This is a genomic window from Baekduia alba (assembly GCF_028416635.1).
Lineage (GTDB): Bacteria > Actinomycetota > Thermoleophilia > Solirubrobacterales > Solirubrobacteraceae > Baekduia > Baekduia alba.
Genome location: NZ_CP114013.1, coordinates 5583659 through 5600879 on the forward strand (window position 1 = coordinate 5583659; position 17221 = coordinate 5600879).

The following is a 17221-nucleotide window of genomic DNA, read 5'->3' on the forward strand; positions in this document are numbered from 1 at the left end:
TCCGTGTCTTCGCTCGAAGCCTTCAACCTCCAGACGCAGGATTGGTTCGCGCGGGCGTTCGCGGGCCCGACCGCGGTGCAGGAGCAGGCGTGGCCGGCGATCGCGACCGGTGAGCACGTCCTGATCTCCGCGCCGACCGGCTCGGGCAAGACGCTCGCCGCCTTCCTGTGGTCGCTGGACCGCCTCGCCAACACGCCGCGCGAGGACGGCACCGGCGTGCGCGTCGTCTACGTCTCGCCGCTCAAGGCGCTGTCCTACGACGTCGAGCGCAACCTGCAGGCGCCGCTGATCGGCATCGGCGCACACCTGAAGGTCGGGATCCGGACCGGCGACACGCCGCAGAAGGAGCGGGCCCAGATGCGACGCACGCCGCCGGACGTCCTCATCACGACGCCCGAGTCGTTGTACCTCATGTTGACCTCGCAGGCGCGCGACGTGCTGCGCGACGTCGAGGCCGTGATCGTCGACGAGATCCACGCGGTCGCGTCGACCAAGCGCGGCGCGCACATGGCGCTGACGCTGGAGCGGCTCAGCGCGCTCGTGCAGGCCGAGCACGGCCGCGACCCGCAGCGCATCGGGCTGTCGGCGACCCAGAACCCGCTCGAGGAGGTCGGCCGCTTCATGGTCGGCCCGCAGCGGACCTGCCGGATCGTCGACGCCGGCGTGCGCAAGCCGCTGGACCTGAAGATCCAGGTGCCGGTCGAGTCGATGGTCGAGCCCGAGCAGTCCGCGCCGCTGGACCCGCTGGAGCCCGGGGTGGGCGGCAGCGAGGCGACGCGCAAGTCGATCTGGCCCGCCATGTACCCGCAGTTGCTCGAGCTGGTCCAGGCGCACCGCTCGACGATCATCTTCGTCAACAACCGGCGCGGTGCCGAGCGCCTGGCGCTGCGCCTCAACGAGCTGGCCGAGGCCGAGATCGCGCGCGCCCATCACGGGTCGCTGGCGCGCGAGGAGCGCCTCGTCGTCGAGGAGCAGCTGAAGGCCGGCCAGCTGCCGTGCCTGGTCGCGACGTCGTCGCTGGAGCTCGGCATCGACATGGGCGCCGTCGACCTGGTGCTGCAGGTCGAGTCCCCCAAGTCGGTCTCGCGCGGCCTGCAGCGCATCGGCCGCGCCGGCCACAGCGTCGGCGACGTCTCCAAGGGACGGATCTTCCCGAAGTTCCGCGCCGACCTGCTGGAATGCGCCGTCGTCGTCAAGCTCATGCGCGAGGGCAAGATCGAGCCGACGGTCGTCCCCCGCAACCCGCTCGACGTCCTCTGCCAGCAGATCGTCGCGATCGCCGCCGGCGTGGAGAGCGACGAGGAGGGCGCGACCCTCCTGGTCGACGACCTGTACGCCCTGGTCACCAAGACCTACACCTACGCCGAGCTGTCGCGGCCGGTCTTCGAGAACGTCCTCGACATGCTCGACGGCCGCTACCCGTCACAGGAGTTCGGCGAGCTCCGCCCGCGCGTCGTGTGGGATCGAGTCGCCGGCACGGTCCGCCCGCGCAAGGGCGCGCGCCAGCTGGCGATCACCAACGCGGGCACGATCCCCGACCGCGGCCTGTTCGCGGTCGTCCTGCCCGACGGCCGCCGCGTCGGCGAGCTCGACGAGGAGATGGTCTACGAGGCGCGACCGGGCCAGACGTTCCTGCTCGGCGCGTCGTCGTGGCGCATCGAGGAGATCCAGCGCGACCGCGTGGTCGTCTCGCCGGCGCCGGGCGTCCCGGGCGCCGTCCCGTTCTGGAAGGGCGACTCGGTCGGCCGGCCCAAGGAGCTGGGCCGCGCGATCGGCGAGTTCTCGCGCTGGGCCGTCGACCAGACGCCGGAGCTGCTCGAGGCCGACTACGACCTCGACCCGCTGGCCGCGCGCAACCTGGTGGACTTCCTGCGCGAGCAGCAGGAGGCGACGCGGGTGATCCCGTCGGACCGCACGATCGTGGTCGAGCGCTTCCGCGACGAGATCGGCGACTGGCGCCTGTGCGTCCTCAGCCCGTACGGCGGGCGCGTGCACGCCGCGTGGGCGCTGGCGCTGAGCGCCAAGATCCGCGACGAGCACGGCCTGGAGTCCGACGCGATCTGGTCCGACGACGGGATCATCGTCCACCTCCCCGACGCCGACGAGCCGCCCGGCGCCGACCTGGTGATGCTCGACCCGGAGGACATCGAGGACCAGGTCGTCGCGGAGCTGGGCTCGTCCGCGCTGTTCGGCGCGCGCTTCCGCGAGAACGCCGGCCGCGCGCTGCTGATCCCGCGCGCCTACCCGGGCAAGCGAACGCCGCTGTGGCAGCAGCGCCTCAAGGCGCAGTCGCTGCTGGAGGTCGCCAAGCAGTACGGCGACTTCCCCATCATCTTGGAGACCTACCGCGAGTGCCTGCGCGACGTCCTCGATGTCCCGGGCCTGACCGAGCTGCTCTCCGGGCTGCACTCGCGCGAGCTGTCGCTGGTCGAGGTCGAGACCCGCACGGCGTCGCCGTTCGCGTCGTCGTTGTTGTTCGACTACGTCGCGACCTACATGTACGAGGGCGACACGCCCAACGCGGAGCGGCGCGCCGCGGCGCTGTCGCTGGACCGCGACCTCCTGCGCGAGCTGCTCGGCCAGGAGGAGCTGCGCGACCTCATCGACGCCGACGCGCTGGACCTCGTCGAGGCCGACCTCCAGCACCGGTCCGTACGCACGCAGGCCGCCGATGGCGACGCGCTCGCCGACGTCCTGCGCCGCGTCGGCGACCTGAGCGCCGCCGAGGTCCGGGCCCGCGTCCTGGCCGCGCTCGACAGCGACGCGTTGTTGTCGTCCTTGATCGACGAGCGGCGCGCGGTGCGGCTGCGCGTCGGCGGCGAGGAGCGCTGGATCGCGGCCGACGACGCGGGCCTGTACCGCGACGCGTTCGGCGCCGTCCCGCCGGGCGGCCTGCCCGCCGCCTTCCTCGAGTCGGTGGATAAGCCGACCGAGCGGCTGTTCGCGCGCTACGCCCGGACGCACGGGCCGTTCACGACGGCCGACCTGCGCGAGCGCTACGGCGTCGACCCGTCGAGCGCGCTGGCCGCGCTGGAGACCGCCGGCGGGCTCGTCCGCGGCGAGCTACGCCCCGGCGGCACCGAGCGCGAGTGGTGCGACACCGACGTCCTGCGCCGCATCCGGCGCGCGTCGCTGGCCGTGCTGCGCAAGGAGATCGAGGCGACCGACCAGCGGGCGCTGGCCGCCTTCCTGCCCTCGTGGATGGGCGTGGACCGGCATCCGGCCGCCGGCGCCGGGATCGACCGGCTGCGCGAGATGTTGGTGCCCTTGCAGGGGCTGGCGCTGCCCGCCGACGTGTGGGAGCGCGACGTGCTGCCGCGCCGCGTCGGCGCGTACTCGCCGGTCTGGCTGGACCAGCTGTGCGCCGCGGGCGAAGTCGTATGGGTCGGCGCGGGCGCGCTGGGCCGCAACTCCGGGCGCGTCGCGCTGTACTTCCGCGAGGACGCCGCAGCGCTGGGGAATCCGGCCCACCCGCCCCGCGGCGGCGTCGAGCGGCCCGAGGGCGAGACGCACGACCTGCTGCGCGAGCGGCTGGCGCAGTCGCCGTGCTTCTTCACCGACTTCCTCGCCCAGGTGCCGGCCGCGCCGGAGGAGATCCAGGACGCGCTGTGGGACCTCGTCTGGGCGGGCGAGGTGACCAACGACGCGTTCGCGCCGCTGCGCGCGCCGCGGCTGACGCTGGCGCGGGCGCAGAAGGCGTCGCTCGCGGGCCGGCGCGGCACGCGCGCGGGGACCCGCTTCGGCTCGCGCCGCGGGACCGGCGCGGCCGCCCAGGTCCAGGGTCGCTGGGCGCTGACGACGTCGATCTTCGGCGCCGAGGCCGTCGGGGCGGGTGGGGACGGGGTCCGCAGGCGCACGATCGCCGAGCTGATGCTGGAGCGCTACGGGATCGTGACGCGCGAGCACGTCCTGGCCGAGGGCGTGCCCGGCGGGTTCTCGTCGCTGTACGACTCGCTGTCGACGCTGGAGACGCTCGGCGTCTGCCGGCGCGGCTACTTCGTCGAGGGCCTGGGCGGCGCGCAGTTCGCGCTCCCGGGCGCGGTCGAGCGGCTGCGCACGCAGGCCGACCGCGCCGAGGAGACGCCGCCGGTCGTGCTCGCCGCGACCGATCCGGCGCAGCCCTTCGGCGCAGCGCTGCCGTGGCCGAAGCGCCGTGACTCTGCGGAACCCGCCACCGGCGGCCGCGCCGGGACCGACGACTCAGGGGCGAGTTCCGGACGCGCGAAGCCGGCGCGCGCGCAGGGCGCCTACGTCGTCCTCGCCGGCGCCGAGCCGGTCCTCTACGTCGAGCGCGGCGGCCGCGGCCTGCAGGTGCTGGTGGAGCGCAACGACCCGCGGCTGATCCCGGCGCTCGAGGCGCTCACCGCCTTCGTGACCGGCGACCGCCGGCACAAGCTGTCGCTGGAGCGGGTGGATGGCGAAGCGGTGGTCGGCTCCGACCTGGAGGCGCTGCTCATCGAGGTCGGCTTCCGCGCAGGGCCGCGGAAGCTCACCTTGAGCGCTTGACAAAACTAAGACTCTTAGTCATATTGCGATCTATGTTCACCGCGCTCTCCGGCCTGAACCTCACGCTCCGCTTCGTCGTCGAGCTGGCGGCGTTCGCCGCCCTCGGCGTCTGGGGCTGGCACGTCGGCGGCCCGGTCCCCGGGCTGGCGCTGCCGGTCGCGGCGATGGTCCTCTGGGGACTGTTCGCCGCACCGAAGGCCCGGATCGCGGCACCGGACGCCGTCCGGCTCGGCACCCAGGCGCTGGTCCTCGGCGGCGCGGCGGTCGCGCTGGTCGCCGCGGGTGCGCCCGTGGCGGGCGCGGTGCTCGGGATCGTGGTCGCCGTCAACTCCGCGCTGATCGCGGTGCTGCCCGCCCCGAGTTGGGCGCGCGCCTAGCGCGCAGGCGACACCACCACCGACGACGACATCCGGCACGCGCCTACGGCTCCTTCTTGCCCGGGTTGAACAGCCCTTTGGGATCCAGCGCGCGCTTGACCGCGCGCGCCGCCTCGACCGCCGCCGGCGCCCACTGCCGCGACAGCTGCCCGCCCTTCAGGAGCCCGATCCCGTGCTCGCCGCTCGCGGTACCGCCGAGCGCGCGGGCCAGGTCGAAGAGCTCGCTCGCGGCGGCGTCGGCCCGCGCACGCATCTCCGCGTCGCCGGGGTCGAGCAGGAACGTCGCGTGCAGGTTGCCGTCGCCCGCATGCCCCCACGAGCAGCCCTCCAGGCCGTGGCGGGCGCCGATGGCGATCGTGCCCTCGATCGCGTCGGCCAGCCGCTCGCCCGGGACCGCGACGTCCTCGGACAGCTTCTCGCCGCGCGCCGCGCGCACGGCGATGGAGACGCCCTCGCGCCAGCGCCAGACCTCGGCCGGCGGCGGGGCGACGGCGCCCGTGCCCAGGGCCTCCAGCAGCTCGTCGCGATCGCGCGCCGACTCGGCCTCGCAGACGACCAGCAGCTCGGCGCCGTCGGCGTCCGGGAGGAACGGCGGCGGCGCGGCGGCGATGCAGCGGCCGTCCAGGTACTCGACGGCCGCCGGCACGACGCCGCTGCCCAGCACCGCGTCGACCGCGTCGCACCCCGCGCGCACGCTGGCGTATGCGGCGGCGACCACGAACGTCTCGGCCGGCGCCGGCACCAGCGCCAGCCACGCGCTGGTGATGATCCCGAGCGTCCCCTCGGAGCCGATCAGCAGCGCGCGTAGGTCCAGGCCCGCGACGTCCTTGCGCACCGGCCCGCCGAAGGCCACCAGCTCGCCGGGCGCGATCACGGCCTCCACGCCGGTGACCCACCGGCCCGTCACCCCGTACTTGAAGGCGTGCGGCCCGCCGGCGTTCGTCGCCAGGTTCCCGCCCAGCTGGGACTGCTCGGCGGCGCCCGGGTCGGGCGGGAACAGCAGGCCGCTCTCCCGCGCGCGGCGCGCGATCGTCGCCGTCGTCACACCCGCCTCGGCCTCCATGCGCCAGCGCAGCGGATCGAACGACCGGACGCGGTCCAGGCGGTCCAAGGCAATGGCTATGACATCCCCGGCGCCGGCGTCCGGCACCGGGACGATCCCGCCCGAGTACCCGCTGCGCCCGCCGACCGGGATCATCGCCACGTCCCGCGCGTAGCACCAGGCGACCACCGCGGCGACCTCCGCCGCGCTGCCCGGCGTGACCAGCGCACGCGCGACGCCCGACAGCCCGGAGGCGTCGCCCAGAGCCACGTCGTCGGCGACGTGGTCGGCGCCCACCAGCGCGGCGAGATCGGCGTGCACGTCCCCACCGTACCCTCGAAGACGCATGCCCGAGGGCGACACCATCCACTACGCCGCCAACCGGATCCGGCCGGTCCTGGAGGGCCAGGTGCCGGACGCGATCCGGACGCCGCGGGGCGGGCGGGGCGGCGTCGGCCGCGAGCGCTGGGCGCAGCGGCTCGAGGGGCGCGCCGTCACCGCGGTCACTGCCCACGGCAAGCACCTGTTCCTGCGCTTCGGCGACGACCTGACGATCCACTCGCACCTGCGGATGACCGGCGCGTGGCGGGTCCATCCCGAGGGCGCGCGCTGGGCGCGCTCGCCGCGGCGCGCCTGGCTGGTCATCACCAAGGGCGACGACAGCGTGATCCAGTTCGACGGCCCGGTGCTGGAGCTGCTGACCGAGACGCGGCGTCGCTTCGACCGCCGGCTCGCGCTGCTCGGGCCGGACATCGTCGCCGAGGACTTCGACCGCGCGGTCGTGCTCAAGCGCCTGCGCGAGGACGACCCGACGCGCGGCATCGGCGACGCGCTGCTGGACCAGCGCATCGTCGCGGGCATCGGGAACCTCTGGAAGGCCGAGGGCTGCTGGCTGGCGCAGGTCGACCCGTGGCGCGCCGCGCGCGACGTCGGCGACGAGGAGGTCGGGCGCATCCTCGACGAGCTCAGGCCGCGGATGCGCGAGTCGGCCCGCGACGGCAACCAGGCGCGCCATCGCAACATCTACAACAACGCCGGTCGCCCCTGCCCGCGCTGCGGAGCGGCGGTCGCCGCCCGCGGGCAGGGTGACGACAACCGGACGACATACTGGTGTCCCGGATGCCAGAGATGACCGACATGCCCCGCCCGCGCCGCATCGGCCACAAGGGCGCCGACCACATCGCGCCCGGCAACACGCTGGCCAGCTTCGACGCCGCGCTCACGCACGGCTGCGACATGGTCGAGTTCGACGTCCTGCCCGAGCACCCGGACGGCTCCGGCGCGCTCATCCTCGCCCACGACTTCAAGGACGCCGGCAAGCGCACGCCGCTGACGCTCGAGGAGGGCCTGGACCACCTGAGCAGCCAGGCGTTCGCCGGCGTCGAGATCGACGTGGACCTCAAGACCCACGGCTACGAGGACCGCGTGATCGCGGCGCTGCGCGAGCGCGGCATGGAGGACCGGACGCTCATCTCCACCATGGAGGTCGTGTCGCTCCCGGTCCTGCGCCGCGCCAGCGACGCGATCCGAATCGGCTGGTCGGTCCCCAAGGTCAAGCGCAACTACCTCGCGAACCCGGCGACCAAGCCGCTCGCGCTGGCCACGGTGCAGATCCTGCGCCGCACGGTCCCCCGCGCGGTGACCCGCGCGATGCGCGCCGGCGAGATCGACGCCGTGATGTCGCACTTCTCGCTCGTCACGCCGCACTTCGTCCGCGCGGTCCGCCGCGCCGGCGGCGAGCTCTACGTCTGGACCGTCGACGACGCCCAGCGCATCCGCCGCTTCGAGCGCATGGGCGTGACCGGCGTGATCACCAACGACCCACGCCTGTTCGACCCGCTGCCGGCCTGATCGAGCGCTACGGCTTGATCGTGCACTCGGCCGCGGAGAACGTCTTCGGGTCCGCGCCGAAGGTGCCCTTGTGCCCGGAGTGCGTGCGCTTCTGTGCCTTGCGGACGACCTTCTTGCCGACGCGCCACTCGTAGGACACGAGGCCGCGGAGGCGGTAGGTCTGGCCCTGCGGCGGCGGGGTGATCGAGAAGTTCCAGCCCGACTCGCGGCGGCGGAACTTCGCCGAGCCGACGGACTGGAAGCCGGAGTCGACGGTCGCGTCGGCCGGGGCCCACTTCTTCGTCGAGGCGCGGAAGTACTGCACCTGGAAGCGCATGTACATCTTCTCGCCCGTCTTGCCCGAGCCGGGCATCGAGGCGCGGATCCCGATCGTGTCCGGGTGCTTGGTGGTGTCGCAGATGTTGATGGTCGCCCACAGCAGCGGGCTCTTGTCGACCGTCGGGCCGCTGTCGGCGGCGGTGGCCGTGGACGCCCCCGCGAGGGCGAGGCCGGCGATCGCGGCGAGCAAGGTGCGCACGAGCGGAGGGTATCCAGGCCAACCCGCCCCTGTGATGGATCGGCCGTTGGACCGTAGTGTCGGTGTGGGAACAGTCATGGAGCTCTCGACTTCCGAACCGACGACCGCCCGGTTCGATGCGCTGTACCGCGAAACCGCCTCGGACGTCTTCGCCTACGTCATGACGCTGGTCCGCGACCGCGCAGGGGCGGAGGACGTCACCGCGCAGACCTTCGAGCGCGCCTACCGGCGCCAGGCGGGCTTCGACCCCAAGCGCGGGACGCAGCGGGCGTGGCTGTTCGGGATCGCCCGCAACGCGGCGCTGGACGAGCTGCGCCGGCGCAAGCGCACGGCGGCGCTCCTGACCGATCCGGAGGACGCCGATCCGGGGCGCGCGCCCGACGAGGACGCCGCCGAGGCCGCCGTCCGCCGCGCGGTCGTCCGGACCGCGCTCGCCCAGCTCGACCCGCGCGAGCGCGAGCTGATCGCCCTCAAGTTCCATGCCGGCCTCTCGAACGCCGAGATCGCCAAGGTCCTGAACATCTCCGTCGCCAACGCCGGCACGCGCGTGCATCGCGCCGTGACCCGACTCCGGAAGGCCTGCCATGCGCCGTCGTGACGCGCTCCCCGATCCCGAGGTCGAACGCGGCCTGCGCGAGCTCGAGGCCGCGCTGGCCGGCGAGCCGACCGCGGACCCCGACCTGGTCGCCCTCGTCGCCGACGTCGATGCCGCGCGGCCGGAGCCGAGCGCCGCGTTCCTGGCGTCGCTCGACGCCCGCGTCCACGCGGGCTTCCCGCGCGAGGACGAGACGCCGGCCCGGCGCGCGCCGTCGCCCTGGCACGCCCGGCTGCGCCGGCCGCAGGTGCTGGTGCCGTCGGTCGGCGGGACGCTGGCGGCGGCGCTGGTGGTCGTGGTGATCGCCTCGAGCGGCGGCGGGACCGACAACGACGTGTCCTCGTCGGCGTCGTCGGCGCCGGCCGAGCAGTCGACGACGGAGCTCGTGGCGCCGAGCGCGGCCGACTCGTCGGCGAGCGCGGGCGGCGCGGCCAGCCCCGCGCCGACGACCGCGGCGCAGAAGACCAAGACGTCGAGCACGGCGCCACAGGGCTCGCCCATGCCGTCGGTCCCGCTGCCGTCGATCTCCCAGAACCGCAAGGTCCAGCGCGCCGCCGAGCTGACGCTCACCCCGTCGCCCGGCGACGTCCAGGACACGGCGGACGGCGTCGTGCGCGAGACGCAGGCCGCCGGCGGCTACGTGCAGCAGTCCAGCGTCGCGACGCGCGACGACGGCGGCACGGCCTCGTTCACGCTGCGGATCCCCTCCGCGCACCTCGACGACGCGCTCGCCGGCCTGTCCAAGCTCGCGCACGTCGGCGCGCTGAACCAGTCGGCGTCCGACATCACGGCCGAGACCGCGTCGGCCGCCGACCAGCTCTCCGACGCCCGCGCCGAGCGCCAGGCGCTGCTGCGCGCGCTCGGCCGCGCCACGACCGACCGCCAGATCGCGAGCCTCAAGGCGCGGCTGCGCGACAACCGCTCCGAGATCGCGCAGCGCAAGGGCGCGCTCGACGCCCAGCGCCGCCGCGCCGACCTCGCGACGGTCGCGGTGAACGTGCAGGGCACGGGCCAGGCCGACAGCGGCGACGGAGGCGGCGCCTGGACCCCTCGCGACGCCCTCCACGACGCCGGCCGCGTCCTGGAGGTCGCCGGCGGCGTGGCCCTGATCGCACTCGCCATCCTGGCCCCGCTGGCGATCCTCGCCCTCCTCGCCCTCCTCGCCGCACGCGGCCTCCGCCGCCACCGCCGCGAGACGGCCCTGGACCGCTCGGCGTAGGACTGCGCGAGGCGCGGCGCGCCCAATGTGCGCCAGCCGTCACACATGTCGCATAGACTCGTCGCCGTGCCCTCCAGTGCGCAGAGCGTCGAGCTGCTGGCCCAGGTGCCGGTCTTCGAAGCGCTCGCGCCGGCCGATCTCGGGCGGGTTGCCGATGTCGCCGTTCCGCGGCATTTCGCCGGCGGCTCGGTGATCTTCCGTGAGGGCGACGCGAGCGACACGTGCTACGTCGTCGGCCGCGGTCATGCCCGCGCCGTGCGCGAGAACGTGGACGGCCGCACGATCACGCTTGCGCACTTCGGGCCCGGCGACATCTTCGGCGAGCTGGCGATGTTCGACGACGAGAAGCGCTCGGCCACGATCGAGACGCTCGACGACGTCGAGGCGATCGGCATCCTCGGCCAGGACATGCGCCGGCTGCTGCGCGAGCACCCGGACATCGCGGTCAAGCTCGTCATCGGCCTCGGCCGCCGCCTGCGCGAGGCCAACGAGCGCCTGGCGCGCCAGTCGTTCCAGACCGTGCAGTCGCGCGTGGCCGGCGTGCTCGGCCAGCTCGTGCGCCAGGCGCAGTCCGAGGGTGCCGGCGAGCGTGACGTCCTCGTGACGATCACGCAGGCCGACATCGCCCAGCTCGCGGGCTCCTCACGCGAGTCCGCGTCGCGCTTCCTGGCCGTGCTCGAGCGCGCCGGCGTCGTCACGCAGGGCCGCGGCCGCGTCACGGTCCACGAGCCCTCCGCGCTGGAGCGCTACGTCTACTGATGGCCGAGGTCCAGCGTCCCACGGAGTTCTCGGCCGGCGGCGTGGTCGTGCGCGGACAGGACGTCGTGGTCATCGTGCCGACGCGGCGCGCGGCCAACGGCGCCAAGGTCCTCGCGCTGCCCAAGGGCCACGTCGACCCGGGCGAGACGCCGGTCCAGGCCGCGGCGAGGGAGGTCCGCGAGGAGGCCGGCGTCGACGCCGAGCCGCGCGGCGAGCTCGGGGCCGTGCGCTACTGGTACATGCGCAAGGGCAAGCGCATCGCCAAGCAGGTCGACTTCTACCTCTTCGCATACCTGGGCGGCGACGTCGAGGACCACGATCACGAGGTCGAAGTGGCCCGCTGGATGCCCCTCGCGGAGGCCGCCGAGGCCCTGACCTATGAGGGCGAGCGGGAGATGGCGGCGCGCGCCCTGTCGCGGATCAGCTCCGACGGGTAGTCTCCGGCGTCGGATGCAGGTGTTGAACTTCTACTCCACGATCTTCGCCGACCAGCTCAAGCGGGGTCGCAAGACCGCGACGATCCGGCTCGGCGACAAGTCGCACAAGTACAAGAAGAACCAGGCGGTGATGGTGACCATCGGCTACCAGCACTCGCCGCGCGAGAAGATCTTCGACGCGGTCATCGACCAGGTCGAGGTCAAGCGCGTCCGCGACCTGACGCCGCGGGACATCGAGCACGACAACCCCGAGTTCCGGCGCCACGAGGAGATGATCCACTTCCTCGAGCAGATCTACGGCAAGAAGGTGACGATGGAGGACATCGTCACGGTCGTGCGCTTCTCGCAGATCATCGTCCACCCACCGTCGTTCACCGATGCCCGGCTGGGCATCGGCGGCGCGCAGAACTAGCGCGCCCGGGTCGCACGGTCGGTCCTCCGTGCTGCGCGTCTACATCGCCGACGACTCGCTCGGGTTCGGCACGCTGGCCGCCGCATGGCTGGAGGCCCACGACGACATCGAGGTCGTCGGGGCGGTCCGCAGCGCGGCCGAGGCGATCGCCGAGGTCGCGGCCGCACGCCCCGACGTGGTGATCCTCGACCGCCTGCTGCCCCAGCCCGAGCACTCCGAGCAGGTCCTGGAGCACGTGCGCGCCACGCTGCCCGGCGCCGCGATCCTGCTCGTGTCCGGGATGCCGGACGAGGACCTCGCGGGCGAGGCGCGCTCCGCCGGCGCCGACGGGCACGTGAGCAAGGCCGCCAACGCCGAGGCGCTGGCCGACGCGGTGCGCCGCGTGGCGGCGGCCCGCAGCGGCGACCCGGCGGACTAGCGGCGCTACGCGCCCGGCGGCGGCACCGAGCCGTGGCCCGGCGTCCCGGGCGCCGGCGCGAAGACCGGCGGCAGCTCGGGGTCCAGCCGGGCGAAGCCCGACGACGCGCTCGCGCGCTCCGTGCCGTCCTGCGGCCGCGCCGCGGCCATCAGCCCACCGGCGAGCATCGCGCCCGCCCCGGCCAGCGCGATCCAGACGCCCTGCTCCACGTGGACGTAGTCGGCGGCCGCCGCGCCGCCCGGCTTGTGGACGACGTGCAGCCCGACGATCGCCAGCGTCGCGGCGCCGAGCGCCGCGATCGCGCTTCCGCACGCGTGCGGGTCGATCCGGACGGCAGCGCCGAACGCGTCCGCCGCGACGAGCACGAGCACGCAGACCGCGACGGCGGCGACGCACAGCGCCACGTCGGCCCCCTGCAGCTCCTTCCAGCCCGACGCCTCGATCGACGCCGGCAGCGCCGCGGCGAGCGAGCGCGCCATCTGCCCGAGCAGGCCGGGATCCTGCCCGAGTTGCCCCGAGGTGCCGAACGCCTCGCGGATCTGCGGCGGGAACGTCACCGAGTACCACGGCCGCCACAGCGCCAAGAGCACGCCCAGCGCACCCGCCAGCGCGACGATGTGGCCGATACGCAGGCCTTTCTGGTCCATACCCACCAGATCGACCGTTCGGGCCCGGATCATCACTGCTGGGGACCCCTTCGTCGACACATGGCCGATCGCTTGGCACTCGGATGTGAAGAGTGCCAACCGGGCCTTGACCAACCGGGCCGACCCGCTACCATCGAGGTGCGCTGGCACTCACCCCCTTCGAGTGCCAAATACGCGCGCAGAACTGTCTGCAGTCCGTCACCTCACTGGAGGTCACCAGAATGAAGCTCAAGCCCCTCGGCGATCGTTTGATCGTGCGGGCAGTCGAAGAGGAAGCGACCACGGCCAGCGGCCTGGTCCTCCCTGACACGGCCAAGGAGAAGCCCCAGAAGGGCGAAGTCGTCGCTGTCGGCGACGGTCGCTTTGACGAAGACGGCGACAAGCGCATCCCGCTTGACGTCACCGCCGGCGACACGGTCCTGTACAGCAAGTACGGCGGCACCGAGATCGTCTTCGACGGCGAGGACTTCCTGGTCCTGCGCGAGTCGGACGTCCTCGCCAAGATCGAGAACTAGGAGACCTTCATGGCTCACAAGGAACTGAAGTACAACGCGGCTGCACGCCAGGCCCTCGAGGCCGGCGTCGACGCCGTTGCCAACGCCGTCAAGGTCACGCTCGGCCCCAAGGGTCGCTACGTCGTCCTCGACAAGAAGTTCGGCGCTCCCACGATCACCAACGACGGTGTGACCATCGCTCGTGAGATCGAGGTCGAGGACGTCTTCCAGAACCAGGGCGCGCAGCTCGTCCGCGAGGTCGCCACGGCGACCAACGACGTCGCCGGCGACGGCACGACGACCGCGACGGTCCTGGCCCAGGCCATCGTCCGCAACGGCCTGAAGAACGTCACCGCTGGTGCGAACCCGCTCGGCCTGAAGAAGGGCATCGAGATCGCGGTCAACCAGATCGTCGACAACATCCGCAAGCTGTCCAAGCCCGTCCAGGGCAAGGAGCAGATCGCCCGCGTCGCCACCATCTCGGCCGGCGACGAGGAGATCGGCGACGTCATCGCCGACGCGATCGAGAAGGTCGGCAAGGACGGCGTCGTCAACGTCGAAGAGGGCCAGACCTTCGGCATGGACCTCGAGTTCACCGAGGGCATGCAGTTCGACAAGGGCTACGTCTCCCCGTACATGGTCACCGACCAGGAGCGCATGGAGGCCGTCCTCGAGGATCCCTACATCCTCATCGCCAACCAGAAGATCGGCTCGGTCCGCGACGTGCTGCCGGTCCTGGAGCAGGTCATCCAGTCGGGCCGTCCGATCCTGATCATCGCCGAGGACGTCGAGGGCGAGGCCCTCGCGACGCTCGTCGTGAACAAGCTGCGCGGCACCTTCACCGGTGTGGCGGTCAAGGCGCCGGGCTTCGGCGACCGCCGCAAGCGCATGCTTGAGGACATCGCGATCCTCACCGGTGGCGAGGTCATCACCGAGGAGATGGGCCTCAAGCTCGAGAACACGCAGCTCTCGCAGCTCGGCCGCGCCCGTCGCGTCGTCGTCGCCAAGGACAACACCACGATCGTGGACGGCTCCGGCGACCTCGAGGCCATCAAGGGCCGCATCAACCAGATCAAGTCGGAGATCGAGTCCACCGACTCGGACTTCGACCGTGAGAAGCTCCAGGAGCGCCTCGCCAAGCTCTCCGGCGGCGTCGCCGTCGTGAAGGTCGGCGCGGCCACCGAGACGGAGATGAAGGAGAAGAAGCACCGCGTCGAGGACGCCCTCCAGGCGACCCGCGCTGCGCTCGAAGAGGGCATCGTCCCCGGTGGCGGCGTCGCGCTGCTGCAGGCGTCGGCCGGCGTCAACGCCGACAACATCGCCGACGAGGACGAGCGCACCGGTGCGCGCATCATCCTGCGCTCGCTCGAGGAGCCGCTGCGTCAGATCGCCGAGAACGCGGGCCTCGAGGGCTCCGTCGTCGTCGCTGACGTGCGCAAGGCCAAGAAGGGCTTCGGCCTGAACGCCGCGACCGGCGAGATCGTCGACCTCGTCGCCGCGGGCGTCATCGACCCGGCCATGGTCACCCGCTCCGCGCTGCAGAACGCGGCGTCGATCGCCAAGAACATCCTCACGACCGAGGCCATCGTGGCCGAGATCCCGGAGAAGGATGGGGCCGGCGGCGGCATGCCCGACATGGGCGGCATGGGCGGCATGATGTAGGCATCGCCTCACGGCGAACGCCTGTTGGACCGGAGGGCCCGGCGCATCGCGCGCCGGGCCCTTCGTCGTTGCGAGGGGAGTAGAACTCGGCGCGTGATCTTCTACGAGCCGGGTGCGCGCGACACCGAGCTGCTGCCCCACGACCCCTTCAAGGCGCTCGTCGCGCCGCGGCCGATCGGCTGGGTCTCGACGCTGAGCGGCGGCGCGGTGAACCTCGCGCCCTACAGCTTCTTCAACGCGATCTGCGACCGGCCGCCGATGGTGATGTTCTCCAGCAGCGGGATGAAGGACAGCGCGACGTTCGCGCACGCGACCCGCGAGTTCGTGTGGAACCTGCCGACCTACGCGCTGAGCGAGGCGATGAACCTGACGTCCGCCGCCCTGCCGCGCGGCGAGAGCGAGTTCGCGCACGCCGGGCTGTCGACGGCGCCGTCGCGCATCGTCGATACCCCGCGCGTGGCGGAGTCGCCGGTCGCCTTCGAATGCCGCGTGACGCAGACGCTCGAGCTCGTCGACGTCGACGGCGCGGCGACCAACCGCCACGTCGTGATCGGCCAGGTCGTGGGCGTCCACCTCGACGAGTCGTTCATCGACGACCGCGGCCAGGTCGACACCGCCGCGCTGGCCCCGATCGCGCGCTGCGGCTACACGGACGAGTACACGGTGGTGGACGCGCTGTTCCGGATGAAGCGCCCGGACGACGTGCCGAGCTGGCGCTGAGCGCGCGGCTAGCGGCCGGCGCTAGTCGTGCGAGTGGCCGTGGCCGTGCTCGTCGTCGTGCGAGTGGCCGTGGCCGTGGTCCTCGGCCTCGCCCGCGATCGACTCGAGCAGGGACATCGCGGCCAGCTGCGCCGGCGTTCCGGCGATGGAGCCGTCCTGCATCTCCTCCAGCTGCGGCGCGAACGTCACGTGGACGTTGACCTCCTCGCCGCCGGAGTCCTCCAGGACGATGACGGCGCGGCCCGCGCCTTCCGGGATCCCGCCGGCGCCGGTCAGCGCCTCGCGCGCGGCGCTCAGCACCTCGACCGTCAGCTCGCGCCAGTGGTTGGCCGCCTCGACCTGCTCCTCCGGCGCCATCGAGGCCAGGTGGTGGCGGTTGCGTCCCGCCAGCGCGGACACGCCAGCCTCCACCGCTCGGGTCCCGAGCAGCGCGTCGGCGTCGATCGTCACAGGTCCGTCGTTGGCCATGCGCCCATCGTCGCAGATGGGCGCGCGGACCAACCTGGCGCTCTACGCCGCCACGGTGAGGCGCGCGGCGAGCGCTTCGAGGCGCTCGTGCGCGCGGAGCTCGCGCGGTCCTCGGCGGCGACGGCGGTGTCGGGGCCGCGGTCGGCCTTCGATCCGAACACCTTCTCCCAGCAGGAGAGGTCACCTCTCCCAGATCGCGCTCAGGGTGACCGCGCTCTGAGACCCAGCGACGGCTCACGCGCCGCCGAGCACCTCGCGCGCGCCGCGGAGGCGCACGCGCAGGAGGTCCCGCGCACGACTGCTGTCCAGTGGGCAGAAGCGTGGCCGGTCGACCGGCGCCGCGACGCCGCGCAGCGCGCTCGCGTCGTGGCCGCGGGCGGTCACGATCAGGCGCGCGAAGTCCAGGCGGCTGAGCGGGTCGGCCCCGCCGACGTGCAGCGGTCCGGCCCAATCGGTCGTCGCGACCTCCAGCAGCGCGGCCGCGAGGTCGTCGACCTGGATCGGGCTGCGGACCTCGTCGGTGTAGAACATCATGTCGGTCCGCTCGCCGCGGGCGACGGCGAGCGCGGGCCGCTCCTGCGCGGCCGGATCGTGCCCGGGCCCGCCGTAGATCAGCGAGGTCCGGACGATCGCCGCGTCCGGGCACAGGCGCGCGACGTGCGCCTCGGCCTGCGCCTTGGTCGCGCCGTAGGCCGTCACCGGGCTCGGGGCGTCGGCCTCGACCAGCGGGCGCGGGAGCCGGCCGTCGAAGATCGCGTCGGTGGACACGTGGACGAGGCGGACGCCGGCGTCCGCGGCCGCGCGCGCGACGTGCTCGGTCCCGCCGGCGTTGACGGCCGGCGCGTCGGTGCCCTGGACGTACGCGGTGTGGATCACGACGTCCGGCGCGGCCGCGCGCACCGCGCTCGCGACCGCCGCGTCGTCGCGCACGTCGAGCGCGACGACGTCGGCCAGCCCGGCGGGCGCGGCGCCGGGCCGCGCGCCGACCGTCCCGACGACCGTCCATCCCGCGTCCCGCGCGCGGGACGCGAGGGCGCTGCCGAGGTAGCCGGAGGCGCCGGTCACGAGGAGCTTGGGCACGCGGCGCCTACGATACG

The 17221-nt window shown here is 73.3% G+C and carries 18 protein-coding genes; 13 read left to right on the plus strand and 5 right to left on the minus strand.

Annotated features, from left to right (window positions below):
- Positions 1 to 3: 3 nt before the first annotated feature.
- Positions 4 to 4506 carry a DEAD/DEAH box helicase gene (locus DSM104299_RS27880; protein WP_272474945.1) on the plus strand — a complete coding sequence of 1501 codons (4503 nt, stop codon included), beginning with the start codon at positions 4 to 6 and terminating at the stop codon, positions 4504 to 4506.
- Between the two features lie 32 nt (positions 4507 to 4538).
- The gene (locus DSM104299_RS27885; RefSeq protein ID WP_272474946.1) at positions 4539 to 4883 is read left to right on the plus strand and encodes a YrdB family protein; all 345 of its coding nucleotides are present in this window, start codon (positions 4539 to 4541) and stop codon (positions 4881 to 4883) included.
- Between the two features lie 43 nt (positions 4884 to 4926).
- On the opposite strand, the gene DSM104299_RS27890 is transcribed toward DSM104299_RS27885, so the two are convergent.
- Positions 4927 to 6246, minus strand: a complete 1320-nt coding sequence (locus tag DSM104299_RS27890) for an FAD-binding oxidoreductase (protein ID WP_272474947.1) — start codon at positions 6244 to 6246, stop codon at positions 4927 to 4929.
- A 25-nt stretch (positions 6247 to 6271) separates the two neighbouring features.
- On the opposite strand from DSM104299_RS27890, the gene DSM104299_RS27895 reads away from it, so the two are divergent.
- Both DSM104299_RS27895 and DSM104299_RS27900 read left to right on the plus strand, forming a co-directional pair.
- A complete protein-coding gene (locus tag DSM104299_RS27895) occupies positions 6272 to 7057 on the plus strand; it encodes an Fpg/Nei family DNA glycosylase (RefSeq protein ID WP_272474948.1) in 786 nt (261 codons plus the stop codon).
- A gap of 5 nt (positions 7058 to 7062) precedes the next feature.
- The gene (locus DSM104299_RS27900; protein ID WP_272474949.1) at positions 7063 to 7776 is read left to right on the plus strand and encodes a glycerophosphodiester phosphodiesterase; all 714 of its coding nucleotides are present in this window, start codon (positions 7063 to 7065) and stop codon (positions 7774 to 7776) included.
- A 7-nt stretch (positions 7777 to 7783) separates the two neighbouring features.
- Here DSM104299_RS27900 and DSM104299_RS27905 read toward each other — a convergent pair whose 3' ends face one another.
- The gene (locus DSM104299_RS27905; protein ID WP_272474950.1) at positions 7784 to 8293 is read right to left on the minus strand and encodes a hypothetical protein; all 510 of its coding nucleotides are present in this window, start codon (positions 8291 to 8293) and stop codon (positions 7784 to 7786) included.
- Between the two features lie 76 nt (positions 8294 to 8369).
- Here DSM104299_RS27905 and DSM104299_RS27910 point away from each other — a divergent pair, with 76 nt between their 5' ends.
- The 6 genes from DSM104299_RS27910 to DSM104299_RS27935 all read left to right on the plus strand — a co-directional run bounded on the left by DSM104299_RS27910 (position 8370) and on the right by DSM104299_RS27935 (position 12133).
- Positions 8370 to 8891, plus strand: coding sequence for an RNA polymerase sigma factor (locus DSM104299_RS27910; protein WP_272474951.1), 522 nt, complete (start codon positions 8370 to 8372; stop codon positions 8889 to 8891).
- Positions 8878 to 10107 carry a DUF4349 domain-containing protein gene (locus DSM104299_RS27915; protein WP_272474952.1) on the plus strand — a complete coding sequence of 410 codons (1230 nt, stop codon included), beginning with the start codon at positions 8878 to 8880 and terminating at the stop codon, positions 10105 to 10107. The genes DSM104299_RS27910 and DSM104299_RS27915 overlap by 14 nt, the downstream gene beginning before the upstream one ends.
- Positions 10108 to 10173: 66 nt before the next feature.
- Positions 10174 to 10866, plus strand: coding sequence for a Crp/Fnr family transcriptional regulator (locus DSM104299_RS27920; protein ID WP_272474953.1), 693 nt, complete (start codon positions 10174 to 10176; stop codon positions 10864 to 10866).
- Positions 10866 to 11303: an NUDIX hydrolase gene (locus tag DSM104299_RS27925; protein ID WP_272474954.1), complete on the plus strand. Its 438-nt coding sequence runs from the start codon at positions 10866 to 10868 to the stop codon at positions 11301 to 11303. Before DSM104299_RS27920 ends, DSM104299_RS27925 begins: the two co-directional genes overlap by 1 nt.
- 13 nt (positions 11304 to 11316) lie before the next feature.
- Positions 11317 to 11715, plus strand: coding sequence for an ASCH domain-containing protein (locus DSM104299_RS27930; protein WP_027005183.1), 399 nt, complete (start codon positions 11317 to 11319; stop codon positions 11713 to 11715).
- 28 nt (positions 11716 to 11743) lie between these two features.
- Positions 11744 to 12133 carry a response regulator transcription factor gene (locus DSM104299_RS27935; RefSeq protein ID WP_272474955.1) on the plus strand — a complete coding sequence of 130 codons (390 nt, stop codon included), beginning with the start codon at positions 11744 to 11746 and terminating at the stop codon, positions 12131 to 12133.
- A 5-nt stretch (positions 12134 to 12138) separates the two neighbouring features.
- On the opposite strand, the gene DSM104299_RS27940 is transcribed toward DSM104299_RS27935, so the two are convergent.
- The gene (locus DSM104299_RS27940) at positions 12139 to 12780 is read right to left on the minus strand and encodes a hypothetical protein (protein ID WP_272474956.1); all 642 of its coding nucleotides are present in this window, start codon (positions 12778 to 12780) and stop codon (positions 12139 to 12141) included.
- A gap of 221 nt (positions 12781 to 13001) precedes the next feature.
- Between DSM104299_RS27940 and groES the strand changes: the two genes are divergently transcribed.
- The 3 genes from groES (at position 13002) to DSM104299_RS27955 (ending at position 15656) form a co-directional block, all read left to right on the plus strand.
- Positions 13002 to 13295: a co-chaperone GroES gene (groES, locus tag DSM104299_RS27945; RefSeq protein WP_272474957.1), complete on the plus strand. Its 294-nt coding sequence runs from the start codon at positions 13002 to 13004 to the stop codon at positions 13293 to 13295.
- A gap of 9 nt (positions 13296 to 13304) precedes the next feature.
- Entirely contained in the window at positions 13305 to 14936 is a 1632-nt protein-coding gene (gene groL, locus DSM104299_RS27950) for a chaperonin GroEL (protein ID WP_272474958.1), read from the plus strand.
- Positions 14937 to 15032: 96 nt separating this feature from the next.
- Entirely contained in the window at positions 15033 to 15656 is a 624-nt protein-coding gene (locus tag DSM104299_RS27955; RefSeq protein ID WP_349294607.1) for a flavin reductase family protein, read from the plus strand.
- 21 nt (positions 15657 to 15677) lie between these two features.
- On the opposite strand, the gene DSM104299_RS27960 is transcribed toward DSM104299_RS27955, so the two are convergent.
- Both DSM104299_RS27960 and DSM104299_RS27965 read right to left on the minus strand, forming a co-directional pair.
- Positions 15678 to 16124 carry a hypothetical protein gene (locus tag DSM104299_RS27960; protein ID WP_272474960.1) on the minus strand — a complete coding sequence of 149 codons (447 nt, stop codon included), beginning with the start codon at positions 16122 to 16124 and terminating at the stop codon, positions 15678 to 15680.
- Between the two features lie 234 nt (positions 16125 to 16358).
- Positions 16359 to 17204, minus strand: a complete 846-nt coding sequence (locus DSM104299_RS27965; protein WP_272474961.1) for an SDR family oxidoreductase — start codon at positions 17202 to 17204, stop codon at positions 16359 to 16361.
- Between the last annotated feature and the right edge of the window lie 17 nt (positions 17205 to 17221).

What these genes read in the sequence shown, in the direction of transcription:
- DSM104299_RS27925 (WP_272474954.1), top strand. Translation starts at nt 10,866, where the DNA reads ATGGCCGAGGTCCAGCGTCCCACGGAGTTCTCGGCCGGCGGCGTGGTC.
- DSM104299_RS27915 (WP_272474952.1), top strand. Translation starts at nt 8,878, where the DNA reads ATGCGCCGTCGTGACGCGCTCCCCGATCCCGAGGTCGAACGCGGCCTG.
- DSM104299_RS27910 (WP_272474951.1), top strand. Translation starts at nt 8,370, where the DNA reads ATGGAGCTCTCGACTTCCGAACCGACGACCGCCCGGTTCGATGCGCTG.
- DSM104299_RS27960 (WP_272474960.1), bottom strand. Translation starts at nt 16,124, where the DNA reads ATGGCCAACGACGGACCTGTGACGATCGACGCCGACGCGCTGCTCGGG.
- groES (WP_272474957.1), top strand. Translation starts at nt 13,002, where the DNA reads ATGAAGCTCAAGCCCCTCGGCGATCGTTTGATCGTGCGGGCAGTCGAA.
- DSM104299_RS27940 (WP_272474956.1), bottom strand. Translation starts at nt 12,780, where the DNA reads ATGGACCAGAAAGGCCTGCGTATCGGCCACATCGTCGCGCTGGCGGGT.
- groL (WP_272474958.1), top strand. Translation starts at nt 13,305, where the DNA reads ATGGCTCACAAGGAACTGAAGTACAACGCGGCTGCACGCCAGGCCCTC.
- DSM104299_RS27895 (WP_272474948.1), top strand. Translation starts at nt 6,272, where the DNA reads ATGCCCGAGGGCGACACCATCCACTACGCCGCCAACCGGATCCGGCCG.
- DSM104299_RS27900 (WP_272474949.1), top strand. Translation starts at nt 7,063, where the DNA reads ATGCCCCGCCCGCGCCGCATCGGCCACAAGGGCGCCGACCACATCGCG.
- DSM104299_RS27930 (WP_027005183.1), top strand. Translation starts at nt 11,317, where the DNA reads ATGCAGGTGTTGAACTTCTACTCCACGATCTTCGCCGACCAGCTCAAG.
- DSM104299_RS27885 (WP_272474946.1), top strand. Translation starts at nt 4,539, where the DNA reads ATGTTCACCGCGCTCTCCGGCCTGAACCTCACGCTCCGCTTCGTCGTC.